15 protein-coding genes are annotated in these 15,049 nt (G+C 59.4%); 6 read left to right on the top strand and 9 right to left on the bottom strand.

Annotated elements, in window-relative coordinates:
* Positions 1 to 67: 67 nt before the first annotated feature.
* Entirely contained in the window at positions 68 to 1,405 is a 1,338-nt protein-coding gene (locus tag J5274_RS04115; RefSeq protein ID WP_142830030.1) for an MFS transporter, read from the bottom strand.
* Between the two features lie 383 nt (positions 1,406 to 1,788).
* Here J5274_RS04115 and cyoA point away from each other — a divergent pair, with 383 nt between their 5' ends.
* The 5 genes from cyoA to J5274_RS04090 all read left to right on the top strand — a co-directional run bounded on the left by cyoA (position 1,789) and on the right by J5274_RS04090 (position 6,817).
* Positions 1,789 to 2,862 (top strand): ubiquinol oxidase subunit II, encoded by a 1,074-nt coding sequence (cyoA, locus tag J5274_RS04110; protein ID WP_142830029.1) that lies wholly within the window; start codon positions 1,789 to 1,791, stop codon positions 2,860 to 2,862.
* Between the two features lie 52 nt (positions 2,863 to 2,914).
* Positions 2,915 to 4,918: a cytochrome o ubiquinol oxidase subunit I gene (cyoB, locus tag J5274_RS04105; RefSeq protein ID WP_142830027.1), complete on the top strand. Its 2,004-nt coding sequence runs from the start codon at positions 2,915 to 2,917 to the stop codon at positions 4,916 to 4,918.
* A gap of 4 nt (positions 4,919 to 4,922) precedes the next feature.
* A complete protein-coding gene (cyoC, locus tag J5274_RS04100; RefSeq protein ID WP_142830025.1) occupies positions 4,923 to 5,552 on the top strand; it encodes a cytochrome o ubiquinol oxidase subunit III in 630 nt (209 codons plus the stop codon).
* Entirely contained in the window at positions 5,549 to 5,974 is a 426-nt protein-coding gene (cyoD, locus tag J5274_RS04095) for a cytochrome o ubiquinol oxidase subunit IV (RefSeq protein ID WP_142830023.1), read from the top strand. Before cyoC ends, cyoD begins: the two co-directional genes overlap by 4 nt.
* An 87-nt stretch (positions 5,975 to 6,061) precedes the next feature.
* Positions 6,062 to 6,817: an SURF1 family protein gene (locus J5274_RS04090; RefSeq protein WP_142830021.1), complete on the top strand. Its 756-nt coding sequence runs from the start codon at positions 6,062 to 6,064 to the stop codon at positions 6,815 to 6,817.
* A gap of 49 nt (positions 6,818 to 6,866) precedes the next feature.
* Here the strand turns inward: J5274_RS04090 and J5274_RS29330 are convergent, their stop codons facing one another.
* The 5 genes from J5274_RS29330 to J5274_RS04070 all read right to left on the bottom strand — a co-directional run bounded on the left by J5274_RS29330 (position 6,867) and on the right by J5274_RS04070 (position 10,506).
* Entirely contained in the window at positions 6,867 to 7,169 is a 303-nt protein-coding gene (locus J5274_RS29330) for a GCG_CRPN prefix-to-repeats domain-containing protein (protein WP_142830019.1), read from the bottom strand.
* Between the two features lie 124 nt (positions 7,170 to 7,293).
* Positions 7,294 to 7,518 carry a hypothetical protein gene (locus J5274_RS04085; protein ID WP_142830017.1) on the bottom strand — a complete coding sequence of 75 codons (225 nt, stop codon included), beginning with the start codon at positions 7,516 to 7,518 and terminating at the stop codon, positions 7,294 to 7,296.
* Positions 7,519 to 7,812: 294 nt separating this feature from the next.
* On the bottom strand, positions 7,813 to 8,667 hold the full coding sequence (locus tag J5274_RS04080; RefSeq protein ID WP_142830015.1) for an NlpC/P60 family protein: 855 nt from the start codon (positions 8,665 to 8,667) through the stop codon (positions 7,813 to 7,815).
* A gap of 11 nt (positions 8,668 to 8,678) precedes the next feature.
* Positions 8,679 to 9,029, bottom strand: a complete 351-nt coding sequence (locus tag J5274_RS04075) for a MarR family winged helix-turn-helix transcriptional regulator (protein ID WP_142830013.1) — start codon at positions 9,027 to 9,029, stop codon at positions 8,679 to 8,681.
* 85 nt (positions 9,030 to 9,114) lie between these two features.
* Positions 9,115 to 10,506, bottom strand: a complete 1,392-nt coding sequence (locus tag J5274_RS04070; RefSeq protein WP_142830011.1) for a M17 family metallopeptidase — start codon at positions 10,504 to 10,506, stop codon at positions 9,115 to 9,117.
* A 143-nt stretch (positions 10,507 to 10,649) separates the two neighbouring features.
* Between J5274_RS04070 and J5274_RS04065 the strand changes: the two genes are divergently transcribed.
* Positions 10,650 to 11,471, top strand: coding sequence for a tetratricopeptide repeat protein (locus tag J5274_RS04065; RefSeq protein WP_142830009.1), 822 nt, complete (start codon positions 10,650 to 10,652; stop codon positions 11,469 to 11,471).
* Between the two features lie 65 nt (positions 11,472 to 11,536).
* Here the strand turns inward: J5274_RS04065 and J5274_RS04060 are convergent, their stop codons facing one another.
* Genes J5274_RS04060 through J5274_RS04050 form a run of 3 tightly spaced genes read right to left on the bottom strand, consistent with a single transcriptional unit; the run spans position 11,537 to position 15,023 of the window.
* Positions 11,537 to 12,517: a type II secretion system F family protein gene (locus J5274_RS04060; RefSeq protein ID WP_142830007.1), complete on the bottom strand. Its 981-nt coding sequence runs from the start codon at positions 12,515 to 12,517 to the stop codon at positions 11,537 to 11,539.
* Positions 12,518 to 12,532: 15 nt separating this feature from the next.
* Positions 12,533 to 13,540 (bottom strand): type II secretion system F family protein, encoded by a 1,008-nt coding sequence (locus J5274_RS04055; RefSeq protein WP_142830005.1) that lies wholly within the window; start codon positions 13,538 to 13,540, stop codon positions 12,533 to 12,535.
* A gap of 10 nt (positions 13,541 to 13,550) precedes the next feature.
* On the bottom strand, positions 13,551 to 15,023 hold the full coding sequence (locus J5274_RS04050; RefSeq protein ID WP_142830003.1) for a CpaF family protein: 1,473 nt from the start codon (positions 15,021 to 15,023) through the stop codon (positions 13,551 to 13,553).
* Positions 15,024 to 15,049 lie beyond the last annotated feature (26 nt).

Here is a 15,049-nt window from a genome sequence, read left to right as displayed (position 1 = left end):
GCTGCGACCGACAAAGAAATACCGCGGCATCTCCGACGCCGCGGCCTTTGCAATTAGCCAGTACCTATCAGGTATCCAGCGTTTCCAGGCGGCGGCTGAACGCCAGGGCAGCGAGCGTGCAGAGCGCGCCGGACAGCAGGTAGTAGCCGGCAAATGCAATGCCGAACTGGCTGGACAGGCTGAGCGCCACGAAGGGCGCAAAGCCGGCGCCGATCAGCCAGGAGAGGTCCGAGGTGATTGCAGCGCCCGTGTAGCGGTAGGTTTGGCGGAAGCGCGAGGCGAGAGCACCGGCCGCCTGGCCGAAGGACAAGCCGAGCAATGAGTAGCCGATGATGACGAAGGTGTATCGGCCGGTCTGGCCACCATCGAGCAGGTGCGGGGCGATAAAGCTGAAGATCGCGATCAGCACTGCGCAGACGGCCAGTTGTCCGCGACGACCGATGCGATCGGCAATCAGCCCGGAACAGACGATGCCGACAATGGCAAAGATCGCCCCGACGAACTCGACCATCAGGAAGGAAGCCGGCGCCTGCTCACTGTAAAGCGTCACCCAGCCGAGCGGGAAGACCGTCATCAGGTGAAACAGCGCGAAACTTGCGAGCGGTGCAAAGGCACCGATGACGACATCGCGTCCATGAGCACTCAGCATGTCGACGACCTTGGTTGCTTCAAGCTCGTGCCGCTCCAGCAGCGAGCCGAACTCCGGCGTCGCCACCAGCCGCAACCGGGCAAACAAAGCAACGACATTGACGGCGAAAGCGCAGAAGAACGGATAGCGCCAGCCCCAGGAGAGGAAATCCTCGGTCGACAGGCTGAAGACGAAATAGGCAAACAGCGCGCTGGCAATCATGAAGCCGATGGGGGCTCCAAGCTGGGGGATCATCGCATACCAGCCACGGCGATTGGCTGGCGCATTCAGCGCAAGCAGCGACGCAAGACCGTCCCAGGCTCCTCCCAGCGCCAAGCCCTGGCCGATGCGAAACGCGGCCAAGAGCCAGATGGCGGCAACGCCGATCTCGTCATAACCGGAAAGGAAGCTGATGGATACAGTCGATCCTCCCAGCAGGAAAAGCGCGATCGTCAGCTTCACACCGCGCCCGTAGGTCCGATCGACCGCCATGAAGATGACCGAGCCGATTGGCCGGGCAATGAAGGCCAGCGAGAAAATGAGGAACGAATAAAGCGTGCCTTGCAGCGCATCGGCGAACGGAAAGAACAGCTTTGGAAAGACCAGTACCGAGGCGATGCCGTAGATGAAGAAATCGAAGAATTCGGACGTGCGACCAATGATCACTCCGATGGCGATATTGCCGGCCGCGACTGGTCTGTCCGAGTGTATCTTGCGGGCATCCCGCTCCAGTCCGGATGATGTCGGTTCTGCGCTCACATGCGTAAAATTAGCCATAGTGAAACCTCCCTGCCCCTAGGCTCGCTCCTCCACGAACTCGCCCCGAAAGCGATGTTCGACCTAACTCTGCCCGTTATCAAGTCAGAAACTGCTAATCTGATCATCGAGACGTTAAAATCGCACGATTTACGCCATTTCGAAGATCCAGAGGCTTTGTTTCGACCAACCGATGGAGATTTGTCACGGGTGGGATATATTCACTTCCGAGAAACGCTTTCGGCATGTAAATCTGTCTGGATTTCTCGACCTTTTGCCGGTAGGTGCAATACCGACGTTGCCGCGACGCAGTAAGCTTGCTGCGCTGCGACGAAACACCTCATATCGTTCATGACCTCCGTCAATTAAGTCACGGCAGTGTCGAAACAAAAAGAGCTTGCGACGTGCACAGAGCATCGAAAATCTTCAGCCGTTTATCCGCCCTTTCCATGCTGGTCCTGCTAGCGGGCTGTAACATGGTGGTCATGGCGCCATCCGGCGACATCGCCGTTCAGCAGCGCGACCTCATCGTGATTTCCACGGTGCTGATGCTCCTCATCATCATCCCGGTGATCTTCCTGATCTTCTTTTTCGGCTGGAAATACCGTCAGTCGAACACGGATGCCAAGTATGATCCCGATTGGCATCACTCGACGCGTCTCGAGGTCATGATCTGGTCGGCTCCGCTGGTGATCATCATCGCTCTTGGCGCCGTCACGTGGATCAGCACCCACAAGCTCGACCCTTACCGGCCGCTAGACCGCATTGACAGCGCAACGCCGCTTGCCAAGGACGTGAAGCCGATGACCGTCGAGGTCGTGGCGCTCGACTGGAAATGGCTGTTCTTCTACCCTGACCTCGGCATTGCGACGGTCAACGAGCTGGCAGCACCGGTCAATACGCCGATCAACTTCAAGATCACGTCCGGCACGGTCATGAACTCGTTCTACATCCCGGCGCTGGCTGGGCAGATCTACGCCATGGCGGGAATGGAAACGAAACTGCACGCCGTGATCAACAAGCCGGGCGAATTCGAGGGCATCTCCGCCAACTACAGCGGCGCTGGGTTTTCGAACATGCGCTTCAAATTCCATGGCCTCGACCAGGCGGCGTTCGACCAATGGGTCCAGAAGGCCAAGAGCGAAGGCAAGGCGCTGGATACGACCAGCTACGCCGAGCTCGCCAAGCCGAGCATCAAGGACCCGGTTCAGTACTTTTCCTCCGTTGGCGACGGTCTCTACAATTCCATCCTCAACATGTGCGCTACTCCAGGCAAAATGTGCATGAACGAGATGATGCATATCGATGCCAGCGGTGGTGCGGGTAAGGAAAGCCATGAAAACCGCGAAAAACTGATTCACGACAATCGCGATGCCGCCAATGACGTCGCGCCGGCCACTATGGACCACGGCGACACATCGATGCCGGGCATGGACATGGGCAACGGTTCCGCCGCCCCTGCCACGCCGAGCAAATGATCTCCGTGACTGCGTATTCAGAACAAGACATTCATAAGGACAGAGGCAATCCATGTTCTCAAACCCGGACCTCTTGAAGTTCATCTTCGGTCGACTGACCCTCGACTCGATCCCCTATCACGAACCGATCCTGATCGTGACGTTCATCGTCGTGGCAATCGGCGGCGCCACCGTTCTAGGCTTGCTCACCTATTTCAAGCTGTGGGGCTATCTGTGGAACGAATGGTTCACCAGCATCGACCACAAGAAGATCGGCATCATGTACATGGTGCTCGCGATCATCATGCTGTTGCGTGGCTTCTCAGATGCCCTTCTGATGCGCACGCAGCAGGCAATGGCATTCAACGGATCCGAAGGCTATCTGCCGCCGCATCACTACGACCAGATCTTTACCGCGCACGGCGTGATCATGATCTTCTTCGTGGCAATGCCGCTGGTAACTGGTCTGATGAACTTTGCGGTTCCGCTCCAGATCGGCGCGCGCGACGTGTCGTTCCCGTTCCTGAACAACTTCAGCTTCTGGATGACCACGGCCGGCTCAATGCTGATCATGATCTCGTTGTTCATCGGCGAGTTCGCACGTACTGGCTGGCTGGCCTACCCGCCGCTGTCGGAGAGCGCCTATAGTCCCGATGTCGGTGTCGATTACTATATCTGGGGCCTGCAAATCGCGGGTATCGGTACCCTTTTGTCGGGCGTCAACCTGATTGCCACCATCGTCAAGATGCGTGCGCCGGGCATGACCATGATGAAGATGCCAATCTTCACCTGGACGGCTCTCTGCACCAACGTCCTGATCGTCGCCGCCTTCCCGGTACTGACCGCCGTTCTCGCCCTGCTGTCGCTCGACCGCTACGCCGGAACAAACTTCTTTACCAATGACCTCGGCGGCAACCCGATGATGTATGTCAACCTCATCTGGATCTGGGGTCACCCGGAAGTTTACATCCTCATCCTGCCGGCATTCGGCGTGTTTTCGGAAGTCGTTGCGACATTCTGCAGCAAGCGCCTGTTTGGTTATGCGTCGATGGTCTACGCCACCGTCGTGATCACCATCCTTTCCTACCTCGTCTGGCTGCACCACTTCTTCACGATGGGCTCCGGCGCCAGCGTAAACTCGTTCTTCGGCATCACCACGATGATCATCTCGATCCCGACAGGGGCGAAGATCTTCAACTGGCTCTTCACCATGTACCGTGGTCGCATTCGCTTCGAGGTTCCGATGCTGTGGGCAATGGGCTTCATGGTGACCTTCGTCATCGGTGGCATGACAGGCGTCATGCTCGCAGTTCCGCCGGCCGACTTCGTGCTGCATAACTCGCTTTTCCTCATCGCCCACTTCCATAACGTCATCATCGGCGGCGTGGTGTTCGGCGCGTTCGCAGGCATCAACTACTGGTTCCCGAAGGCATTCGGCTTCAAGCTCGATCCGTTCTGGGGCAAGATGTCCTTCTGGTTCTGGCTGGTCGGCTTCTACTTCGCCTTCATGCCGCTCTACATCCTTGGCCTGATGGGCGTCACCCGCCGCCTCAGCCAGTTCGAGGATCCGTCGCTGCAGATCTACTTCGTTATTGCAGCCTTCGGTGCCGGCCTAATTGCCATCGGTATTGCTTCGTTCCTGATCCAGATCTTCGTCAGCATCAAGAATCGCGAAGCTCTTGCCGACTTCACAGGCGACCCCTGGGGCGGCCGTACCTTGGAATGGTCGACTTCGTCGCCACCCCCGAGCTATAACTTCGCCCTCACCCCGATCGTCTACGATCACGACTCGTGGTGGGACATGAAGGCTCGCGGTCATGTTCGTCCGACGGAAGGCTTCCTGCCGATCCACATGCCGAAAAGCACGAGCGCCGGCATTATCCTCGGTATCCTCAGCATCGTCTTCGGTTTCGGCATGGTGTGGCATATCTGGTGGATGGCAGCACTTGGCTTCGTCGCCATGGTGGTCGTTACTATCGCTCACACCTTTAACTACAAGCGTGACTTCTACATTCCGGTCGAAGAAGTGATCAGAACCGAAAACGCGCGGACCAAGCTGCTTGCAGAACGGGTATAAGACAATGACAGCAATGCATGCAGACGCTGCCGCAGATGGCAAAACGCCTGCCTTCTACCTGAAGGAAGAGCACCACCCGGAAGAGAGCACGATGCTCGGCTTCTGGATCTACATCATGAGCGACTGCCTGATCTTCGCAGTGCTCTTCGCAACCTACGCCGTGCTCGGCCGCTCCTATGCGGCCGGCCCTTCGCCAGCCGACCTGTTCGAGCTGTCGACCGTGGCGATCAATACCACGATGCTGCTGCTCTCCTCGATCACGTATGGCTTTGCCATGCTGAGCATGGAGAAGAACAACACCCGGTCGACCCTGCTGTGGCTGGGGATCACCGGCCTCTTCGGGGTCGCCTTCGTTGCGCTCGAGCTCAACGAATTCTACCACCTGATCCTTGAGGGCGCTGGCCCGCAGCGCAGTGCATTCCTGTCGGCATTCTTCACGCTTGTCGGCACCCACGGACTGCACGTCACCTGCGGTATCGTCTGGCTCGTCACCCTCATGGTTCAGGTCGGCAAACATGGCCTTATCCACGAGAACAAGCGCCGCCTGATGTGCCTCAGCATGTTCTGGCACTTCCTCGACGTCGTCTGGATCGGCGTTTTCTCCTTCGTCTATCTCATGGGGGTTCTCGGATGAGCTCGAACACGCACACTCCACACACTGCAGGCAGCGATCACGGACACGCGACACACGGGCACGATGGTCATGGCCATGGCGGGCACGAAGCGGCTCACGGTACGTTCAAGAGCTACATGACCGGGTTTGTCCTGTCGGTAATCCTGACCGTCATCCCGTTCTGGCTGGTGATGGCAAAGGTCATCGAAAGCCCGGTAACGACCGCCGGCATCGTCATGGCACTCGGCGCCGTACAGATCGTCGTCCACATGGTCTATTTCCTGCACATGAACACCAAGTCTGAAGGCGGCTGGAACGCACTGGCGCTGACCTTCACCGTCGTGATCGTCGTGATCGCGCTCAGCGGTTCGCTCTGGGTCATGCACAACCTCAACGTCAACATGATGCCGATGTCCCCGGACATGATGCGCAACATGCCGTAAAGCACTGCCGGGCGGTCCAGGATCGCTCGGCCTCTCCGGCTTGAGCACCTGCTCGCCGGTTTCGCGCCTCCGATGGAGCCTCGCGCCATGACACCTGTTTCCGCCCCCCCTTCGACGTCCCACCGGTCAAGATTTGCCTTGGTAATGTGGGTTATCTGCCTGCTGCTATTGACTGCTGTCTTTATCGGGCTTGGAACCTGGCAGGTTAAACGGCTGCACTGGAAGCTGGACTTGATTGCCCGCGTCGATGCTCGGGTGCACGCTCCGCCGCAGCCCGCACCCGGTCCATCGACATGGTCTTCGATAAATACCAATGACGACGAATATCGCCATGTACGCATTGCCGGAACCTTGATGAACGACAAGGAGACCCAGGTCTACGCGGTGACGAACCTCGGTCCCGGTTTCTGGGTGCTGACCCCGATGAAATCCGCGGACGGAACGATAACTTGGATCAATCGTGGCTTCGTTCCGACGGACAAGCGCAATCCGAAGACGAGGCCGGAAGGAGAAATCTCGACACCCACCACCATCACCGGCCTTCTGCGCATCAACGAACCGAAGGGCACTTTGCTGCGGTCGAACGTGCCGCAAGACGAGCGCTGGTATTCCCGTGACGTGGCAGCGATGGCCGCTGCCCGGGGCCTGACGGACGTGGCGCCCTATTTCATCGATGCGGATTCCGAGCCCAATCCGGGCGGATTACCGGTCGGCGGGCTGACCCAGATCGTTTTCCCGAACAGCCATCTGGTCTATGCCTTCACGTGGTTCGGGATGGCGATCATGTCGTTCGGCATGACAGGCTATCTCGTTTTCCTCGAACGCAAACGGACGATATCGTGAAAAAAGGGACTGCCATCTCGCAACGGCAGTCCCTCTTTAACGGTGGAGTTTACCAGCGGGGCGGTGGGGGACGACCCCAGTCTCCATCGCCGCCGCCATATTCGTCCCAATGATGGCGATGATGCGGGGGCCAGCGGTCGCGGTCCCAGAAAGGCGGCGGACCGCGACGCCATTCATTCGGCCGGCATTCGCCATTCCACGATTCGTGCCATCCCCGACCGCAGGCGTAATCGACTTGAACGATCGGCGCGTTATCCGTGTTGAACGTAGACGGGCCAACGGGCATTGCCTGGGCTGCGGAGACGGCGAGACCCGTCCAAACTACGGCGGAAGCTATCAAAGAGTATCGCATATCTGATGACCTTTCGTTCGAACCATCCCCAGTAAATTGCGCTTCCGCGCCTTAACCGGGACTGAATTGAACGAGAGCTTTCCGTTCATCGAACACGACACCTATCGATAGGTCGCCTGTTCGATCAGACGCTCTTCGGAGCTGCCTTCTTCACCTTTTCGACAGGCTCCAGCTTGGCGTCTTCGGCTTCCTTCAAAAGGCGCTGCTCCTTGAGGCGCGCAGTTTTGCGCAAGCGCGCGGCGGACTCCTCGTGGGCAATGGTGCGAAAGGGAGGTGCATCGGCGGCGTTCTTGTCGCGCTTGCCGGTCTTGTCCGTCTTGAAGAATGAGTCTTTTGCAGTTTTCGGCATGCCGCGTGTCCTTCGTTGATGTGAGTTGGAGCGGCGGGCGAATACGCGTCGTCATCACCTGATGGAACAATGACGCCGCATTCGTCTGTCATAGAAAGAAGGCTAACCGTTCGAGGCAAGCCGGAGATGGTCGGGACGAAGGCTCCGCTCGGAAGCCATTATTGAAACGTTGAAAACAATGACGGCAGTTCGCTGAACCAATGTCTTCGACCTATCTCTATGACATTATAGATAGGCCATTGGCCCTGCCGTGGCAAGGCAGGGTGCGGTACGCAAACTTGCCTGATACGACCTTCACGCAGGAGGACGACGGTATCCCGTCGGCTGCTCGTAGAGCCAGCCGATCCGCTCCACGGCGTCGGCGAAGTTCTCTCGGGCAACCGTCATCGTATGGCCGTTGGCGTGGATGATCGTCTCGGCATCCTCCATGATTGCGACGTGCCCTTTCCAGAACACGAGGTCGCCGCGGCGAAGGTGGCCCCGCTCGATCGGTTCGCCGAGGCCTGCCGCCTGCATGTCGGCATCGCGGGGCGCAGCTTTACCCACCATGGCCATCGCCAACTGGACCAGCCCAGAGCAATCGATGCCCAGCCCGGAACGGCCGCCCCAGAGGTAGGGCGTCTCGATAAAGCGGCCCGCAACGGCAACATAGTCGCTTTCTACCGCGTCGCCGATCAGCCGCACATGCTTGGCATAGAGCGCAGTACCGTCATCCAGAACGACATATCGATTTCCCCGGACTTCTGCCTCGCCCGTAACACAGACCCGGCTTCCCATGGACAATACAGCGACGTGCGGCTTTCGAAGCTCCGGCTCCGGATAAAGCGGGCTGCGTTGGGGCCAGACGACATGTGTCGGACTGGCTCCGGCGACCGACAGGGCATCTTCCGGCAGATAGCCGACATACCCGTCAGACGCTGCCCTTACCCAGCACCACCCGTCCTTGCGCTCGAACACAGTCACCGCCTCGCCGCGTAGCAATTCAGTGTCGATGCCCGCCGCCATGTCTGCTCTAGGACGCAGGCCGATGACCGGTGCGCCGATCAGCGCCGGGTTTCCGGTGACAAAGCGCTCGGCATTCACGATCCCCTCGAGCGCAATGTCGGCGATATCCGGACGATAGGCATTGAGGCGGCGGTCAAGTTCCATCCTTTTATCCTTCAGGAGGTGAGCAGGCGGCTCTGGCCGATGACCAGATCGCCGAGTTTTTCCAGATAAAGCGCGCCCGTGACTGTGCGCTTTATGATGACATTGCGGCGATCCTTGGCGTCCCGCACGCGGTCGACAAGGCCCATCGCCCCCATCGTATCGAGGGCGCGGGTGATGACCGGCTTGCTGACGCCCAAAGTCGCCGCCAGTCCACGAACCGTGTGGGGCGGCGGGACCAGATAGATCTGCAGCAGGATCGCCATCTGTCGCAAGGTGAGATCCCGCTTATCGAGATGAACCTGCTCCATGGTAACGCCATGCCAGAGGCCCAATGCCTGGGAAGCGGTCAGTTCAAGGGACAAGACGCACTCCGGGGTCCGTTACGCAGCCTTTTCATTGTCCTGCGAGTTCGTGACCATTTCAAGAGGCGTTTCCGGACCCCGCCCCTTACCGGACTTTCTGCCGGATATAATGGTAAAGGGCCCGGATAGCCTGTGCCTCGCCGCCGCCCGGCGAATGCGGCCGCTCGCTTGGTGCCCAGCCATAGATATCGAGATGCGCCCAGCTTTTGGTATTGGTGACGAAGCGCTTGAGAAACAGTGCGGCCGTGATGGCGCCTGCCATGCCGCCGGCCGGAGCATTGGTGATATCGGCAAACTTGGTCCGGATATCCTTATCGTAGCCCATGTAGAGCGGCATCCGCCACAGGGGATCGTCCGTCTCCAGGCTTGCTTCGGCGAGGTCGTCTGCAAGGCCTTCGTCATCGGTAAAGAGCGGCGGCAGGTCGGGGCCGAGTGCGACGCGCGCAGCCCCCGTCAATGTGGCCATGTCGATCATGAGATCGGGCGCCTCCTCATCGGCGTAGGCCAGTGCGTCCGCCAGGATGAGGCGGCCTTCCGCATCGGTATTGTCGATCTGGACAGTCAGGCCCTTGCGGCTCTTGTAGATGTCGCCGGGTCGGAAGGCGTTGGCGGAAATCGAATTTTCAACAACCGGTATGATGACGCGCAGGTCGACCTTGAGTTTTGCATCCATGATCATCAGCGCCAGACCGAGGATATTGGCGGCACCGCCCATGTCCTTCTTCATCAGAAGCATCGAGGCGGACGGCTTGATGTCAAGGCCGCCCGTATCGAAGCACACGCCCTTGCCGACGAGCGTGATGCGATGATGGCCTTTCTTGCCCCAGCGCAGCTCAAGTAACCGCGGCGCGTCGGCGCTGGCGCGGCCGACAGTATGGACCAGCGGGAAATTCTGCGTCAGCAGGTCGTCGCCTGTAATGACGGTGCATTGGGCATTGTAGTGGGCGGCGAGTGCCCGGAAGACTTCTTCCAGATGGCCCGGGCCCATATCGTTGGTGGGTGTGTTGATCAGATCGCGGGCAAGGAATACGCCTGCCAGTTGCCGCTTGATATCGACAGCATCGGCATCGCGCGGGATCATCAGCGTCGGTGCAACCGTCTTGTCCGCCTTGTAGCGGTCGAAACGATAGCTGCCGAGGCCGAACCCCAACGCAAGACGATGGGCGGTGAGCGGAGCGGTTTCGATATGCCAGTCGCCGGGCGGCAGCGAGCGGGCAAGACGGCCGGTGAGATAGGGCTGTTCCGAGGGGTTGGCCCCGAGGCCGAACAAGGCGCCGCCGAGGTGCCCCTCCTCCGTCGGGATAAGTAGCAAAGTGCCGCTATCCGCCTTGTAGCCGGTCTTTCGAGCCCAATCGAGAGCGATAGGATCGATGGTGCCTGTTTCGATATGCGCGGGCGTGACTGCGAAGACCGGGAGGGTCTTGCCACCCTTGGTATTAAAGGGTGTTGCTCGGTCGATATACTGGTAGGGGGCCATGATGATCCTTCGATCCGCCTGAGTCGGTAAATTAACGATCTGTTAGGGTTAACAGATTATTGCTGGAGCGAAGATTGCGCCACACTATTATCTGCTGTCTTTATGGATCTGGCGCAGGACCAATCGATTTCACGGATCGCGCCATGACCGCTTCGGCACCCTCTTTTTCGACAATCCGCAGCCTTCAGGCCAGTGTCGCCCTGCTGGCAGCACTGCTGCTCGCCGGCTGCGCGACGACGACGGACAAGACTACCACAGGCTCAATCCCGAAAATGTCGAAGTCTGCCGACGACATGAGCCCCGGCGAGCTCTCCGGCAGCACGGCAGCGCTCGGCAAGGCATACGACGCAAACCCGCGGAACCCCGTTGTCGGCGTCAATTACGCCAATGCACTGCGCGCCAGCGGTCGCAATGCCCAGTCCCTCGCTGTCATGCAGCAGGTGGCAATCGCCAATCCCAACGACCGTGGCGTTCTGGCTGCCTACGGAAAGGCACAGGCGGCTGCAGGACAATTGAATGAGGCTCTCGCCACAATCGAGCGCGCCCAGACACCTGACCGGCCAGACTGGCGGCTGGTCTCAGCGCAGGGCGCTATCCTCGATCAGCTCGGCCGCGCCACCGAAGCAAGGGGTAAATATCGCGACGCACTGGACCTGCAACCGAATGAGCCCTCGATCCTATCCAATCTCGGCATGTCCTATGTCCTGACCGGAGATCTGAAGACGGCCGAGACCTATCTGCGCTCAGCTGTCGCCCAGCCGACTGCCGACAGTCGCGTCCGACAAAACCTGGCGCTTGTCGTCGGCCTCCAGGGGCGCTTTCCCGAGGCCGAGCAGATTGCCCGGTCGGAACTGACGCAGCAGCAGGCCAATGCCAACGTCAATTACCTGCGCACCATGCTGGCCCAGCAGAATTCCTGGCAGAAGCTTGCCAGCAAGGACGGCGCGCCGAGACCTGTCAACTGACGGAAGCCCTTATCCGGCCTCCAGGTGTGACACGATAGGCCCTTGCACCGGCTGATCCTGAAACGTCAGTTGTGGAACCGGTCCATGACCTGGAGGATGGCCGGTCCGAGGATGACGGCGATCAGCACCGGCAGGAAAAATACGATCATCGGCACGGTCAGTTTCGGCGGCAGGGCGGCGGCCTTCTTTTCGGCATCGTTCATCCGGTCGTCACGCCCTTCCTGGGCAAGCACGCGCAAGGCCTGGGCAACGGGAGTGCCGTAACGCTCGGCCTGGATCAACGCCTGGGTGACCGATTTGACATTCTCCAACTGCGTGCGGACAGCCAGGTTATCGAGTGCGGTACGGCGGTCCTGAAGGAACGACAGTTCCGCGTTGGTCAGCACCATTTCTTCTGCGAGTTCCGGCGATTGCTCGGCTAGCTCTTCCGAAACGCGGCGCATGCCGGCTTCCACCGAAATTCCCGACTCGACGCAGATCAGCATCAGATCCAGAGCATCCGGCCAGGCCCGCTTGATGGATTTCTGGCGTTTTCCCATGCGGTTCGAAATATAGATGTTTGGCGCGTAAAAGCCGAGATACCCTACACCTAGCACCGCGAGAACGCGGATCATGAAGCCCTTGCTTTCGAGATTGCCGAGACCGAAGACCCAGAAGCCAGCAAGGGCGAGGAACAGGAATGGCAGCAGGAAGCGCGCCACGAGGAATGTGTTCAAGGCATTTTCGGAGCGTAGCCCTGCCGCCCGCAGTCGGTTGACGGTGTTGGCGTCGACCAGCGCCTCTTTCAGATTGAAGCGCTCGGCGATATTGCGGACCGACTGGTTGTTCTGGTTGCGCAGCGTCGCCTTACCGCCGTCGTTCATCCGCGCTCTTTCGCGGGCGCGGATCTGGTCGCGCTCGGTCGAGACCGCCTTCATGCGCTTGTTCAGATCGCCGCGGTCGAAATAGGGAATGGCCAACGTGTAGAACGTTGCGAACACAGCGATCGAAACCACGACCGCAAGGATCAGGCTGGGATCGGTCAACTGGCTGGCAATGTCGGACATGGTGGCAACCTTCGGTCAGATGTCGAAATTGATCATTTGGCGCATGACGAACATACCGAGCGCCATCCAAACTCCGGCAAACATCAGGATCAGATGGCCGCGCGGATCGGTGAAGAGGGCCATGATATATTGTGGCGACGTCAGATAGACGAGTGTGGCGACGATGAACGGCAGGGCACCAATGATGCAGGCCGACGCCTTGGCTTCCATCGACAGGGCCTGCACCTTCGCCTTCATCTTCTTGCGCTCACGAAGGACACGCGCGAGATTTCCGAGCGCTTCCGACAGGTTGCCGCCGGACTGCGACTGGATTGCAATCACAATGGCGAAAAAGTTGACCTCCTGCAGCGGAAGTCCGACAGCCATGCGGGCGCAAGCATCCGCCATGCTGAGACCGACCTGCTGGGCCTCCACCAATTGGCGAAACTCCGTCTTGACCGGCTCGCGCGCATCGGCTGACACAAGGCGGATCGCGTCGTTGAGCGGCAGGCCGGAGCGCAGCGAGCGGGTGATCACATCGAGCGCATTCGGAAACTCGTTGAGGAACTTGTTCTGCCGGCGCTTGACGAGAAAACCTATGATCCACCGGGGGAGACCGACGCCGGCGGTAAACGGCAATCCCAGGACGATCGCCAGCGGCGCGCCCAGGATGAAGGCGGCAAGCATGACGACAAGAGCAAAAAGAGCGCTGAACAGATAGAAGCGACCGATGGTGATCGGCAGGCCTGTTTGAGCCAGTCGGGCCTTCAGGGACTGTGATTTCTTGCTTTTTTCCAGATTCCGCTTTTCGAGGTCTTTCAGCGAATCCTGCACGGACCTCCGACGCTTCGACAACTCCTGGACGCGGTCCCGCGCCGCACTGACCTTGTTCAGCTCGCTTTCTGTCGCCTTGACGCGACTGACCCGACTGGCCGTCTTCTTGTCGGTTTCCATACTCGAAAACAGGAAGCTGTAGCTCAACGCAGCCGCAGATATGGCTGCTAGCAGCACGATAAGGAGGATGGTGGAATCAATGCCGAACATCGGTCAAACCCTACTTCGATTGTTTGTCCATCTCGTCCAGCACCGCTGCCAATCGCTTTTCCTCATTGTAGTAACGGGCGCGATCCCAGAAATGCGGCTTACCGATGCCGGTCGACACGTGGCGACCGACGATGCGGCCATTGGCGTCTTCGCCTTCGATTTCGTAGCGCATCAGATCCTGGGTGATGATGACATCACCTTCCATCCCGATGACCTCGGTGATCTGGGTGATGCGGCGGGATCCGTCTCTCAAGCGTGCAGCCTGGATGATGACGTCGACGGAGCCGGCGATGATTTCGCGCACAGTCTTTGCAGGCAAGGTAAAACCGCCCATCGCGATCATCGACTCGATACGGCTCAAGCATTCACGAGGCGTATTCGAGTGGATCGTTCCCATGGATCCGTCATGGCCAGTGTTCATCGCCTGCAAAAGGTCGAACACTTCGGGCCCGCGCACTTCGCCGACGATGATCCGCTCAGGGCGCATGCGCAGGCAGTTCTTGACGAGGTCGCGCATGGTGATCTCGCCCTCACCTTCGATATTCGGCGGGCGTGTTTCGAGGCGTACCACGTGCGGCTGTTGCAATTGCAGTTCTGCGGTGTCTTCGCAGGTGATGATCCGCTCGTCTTCGTCGATATATCGCGTCAGGCAATTGAGCAGTGTCGTCTTGCCCGAGCCGGTACCGCCAGAGATAACCACATTGCAGCGAACCCGACCGATGATCTGCAGGATGATGGCGCCTTCCGGCGTGATCGCGCCGAAGCGGACGAGCTGGTCGAGCGTCAGCTTGTCCTTCTTGAATTTACGGATTGTCAGAGCCGGGCCATCGATCGCCAGTGGCGGCGCGATGACGTTGACACGCGAGCCATCCGGCAGGCGCGCATCGCAGATGGGGCTGGATTCGTCGACGCGACGGCCGACCTGGCTGACGATGCGCTGGCAGATCGATAGAAGCTGGCTGTTGTCGCGAAAGCGGATTTCCGATTCGATCGTCTTACCGCCAACTTCGATAAAGGTCTGGCCGGAGCCGTTGACCATGATGTCGGAAATGTCGTCGCGGGCGAGCAGCGGCTCGAGCGGACCGTACCCCAGTACGTCGTTGCAGATGTCATCGAGCAACTCTTCCTGCTCGGAGATCGACATCGCGAAATTCTTGATCGTGATGATGTCGTTGACGATGTCGCGAATTTCCTCACGCGCGCTTTCGCCATCGAGCTTGGAGAGCTGGGACAGGTCTATGGTATCGATCAGAGCACCGAAGACCTGCGCCTTGGTGTCGTAATATTCCTCGGTACGCTGCGGGCGCCGGCGCTGCGGCGTCTGGATCGGTGGTGGGGCGACCTGCTGGCGCTGCGTGTTTTCGCGGGAGGGCTCCATCAACACCGTGGAGGCCGACGCTGCGGCGGTCGACGTACGCGGCTGCAGCGGCGCAGGTGCGCCGTCGCCTTTTCCAAACCCATCGTTTCCGCGCTTACCAAACATGGTCGTTCCAATTCTTCTCGGTCGTC

Origin of the sequence: Rhizobium sp. L51/94 (assembly GCF_019355555.1) — a bacterium.
Taxonomy (GTDB): domain Bacteria; phylum Pseudomonadota; class Alphaproteobacteria; order Rhizobiales; family Rhizobiaceae; genus Rhizobium; species Rhizobium rhododendri.
This window is presented reverse-complemented; position numbering and strand designations above follow the sequence as displayed.

What these genes read in the sequence shown, in the direction of transcription:
- J5274_RS04115 (WP_142830030.1), bottom strand. Translation starts at nt 1,405, where the DNA reads ATGGCTAATTTTACGCATGTGAGCGCAGAACCGACATCATCCGGACTG.
- cyoB (WP_142830027.1), top strand. Translation starts at nt 2,915, where the DNA reads ATGTTCTCAAACCCGGACCTCTTGAAGTTCATCTTCGGTCGACTGACC.
- cyoC (WP_142830025.1), top strand. Translation starts at nt 4,923, where the DNA reads ATGACAGCAATGCATGCAGACGCTGCCGCAGATGGCAAAACGCCTGCC.
- cyoD (WP_142830023.1), top strand. Translation starts at nt 5,549, where the DNA reads ATGAGCTCGAACACGCACACTCCACACACTGCAGGCAGCGATCACGGA.
- J5274_RS04090 (WP_142830021.1), top strand. Translation starts at nt 6,062, where the DNA reads ATGACACCTGTTTCCGCCCCCCCTTCGACGTCCCACCGGTCAAGATTT.
- J5274_RS29330 (WP_142830019.1), bottom strand. Translation starts at nt 7,169, where the DNA reads ATGCGATACTCTTTGATAGCTTCCGCCGTAGTTTGGACGGGTCTCGCC.
- J5274_RS04085 (WP_142830017.1), bottom strand. Translation starts at nt 7,518, where the DNA reads ATGCCGAAAACTGCAAAAGACTCATTCTTCAAGACGGACAAGACCGGC.
- J5274_RS04080 (WP_142830015.1), bottom strand. Translation starts at nt 8,667, where the DNA reads ATGGAACTTGACCGCCGCCTCAATGCCTATCGTCCGGATATCGCCGAC.
- J5274_RS04070 (WP_142830011.1), bottom strand. Translation starts at nt 10,506, where the DNA reads ATGGCCCCCTACCAGTATATCGACCGAGCAACACCCTTTAATACCAAG.
- J5274_RS04065 (WP_142830009.1), top strand. Translation starts at nt 10,650, where the DNA reads ATGACCGCTTCGGCACCCTCTTTTTCGACAATCCGCAGCCTTCAGGCC.
- J5274_RS04060 (WP_142830007.1), bottom strand. Translation starts at nt 12,517, where the DNA reads ATGTCCGACATTGCCAGCCAGTTGACCGATCCCAGCCTGATCCTTGCG.
- J5274_RS04055 (WP_142830005.1), bottom strand. Translation starts at nt 13,540, where the DNA reads ATGTTCGGCATTGATTCCACCATCCTCCTTATCGTGCTGCTAGCAGCC.
- J5274_RS04050 (WP_142830003.1), bottom strand. Translation starts at nt 15,023, where the DNA reads ATGTTTGGTAAGCGCGGAAACGATGGGTTTGGAAAAGGCGACGGCGCA.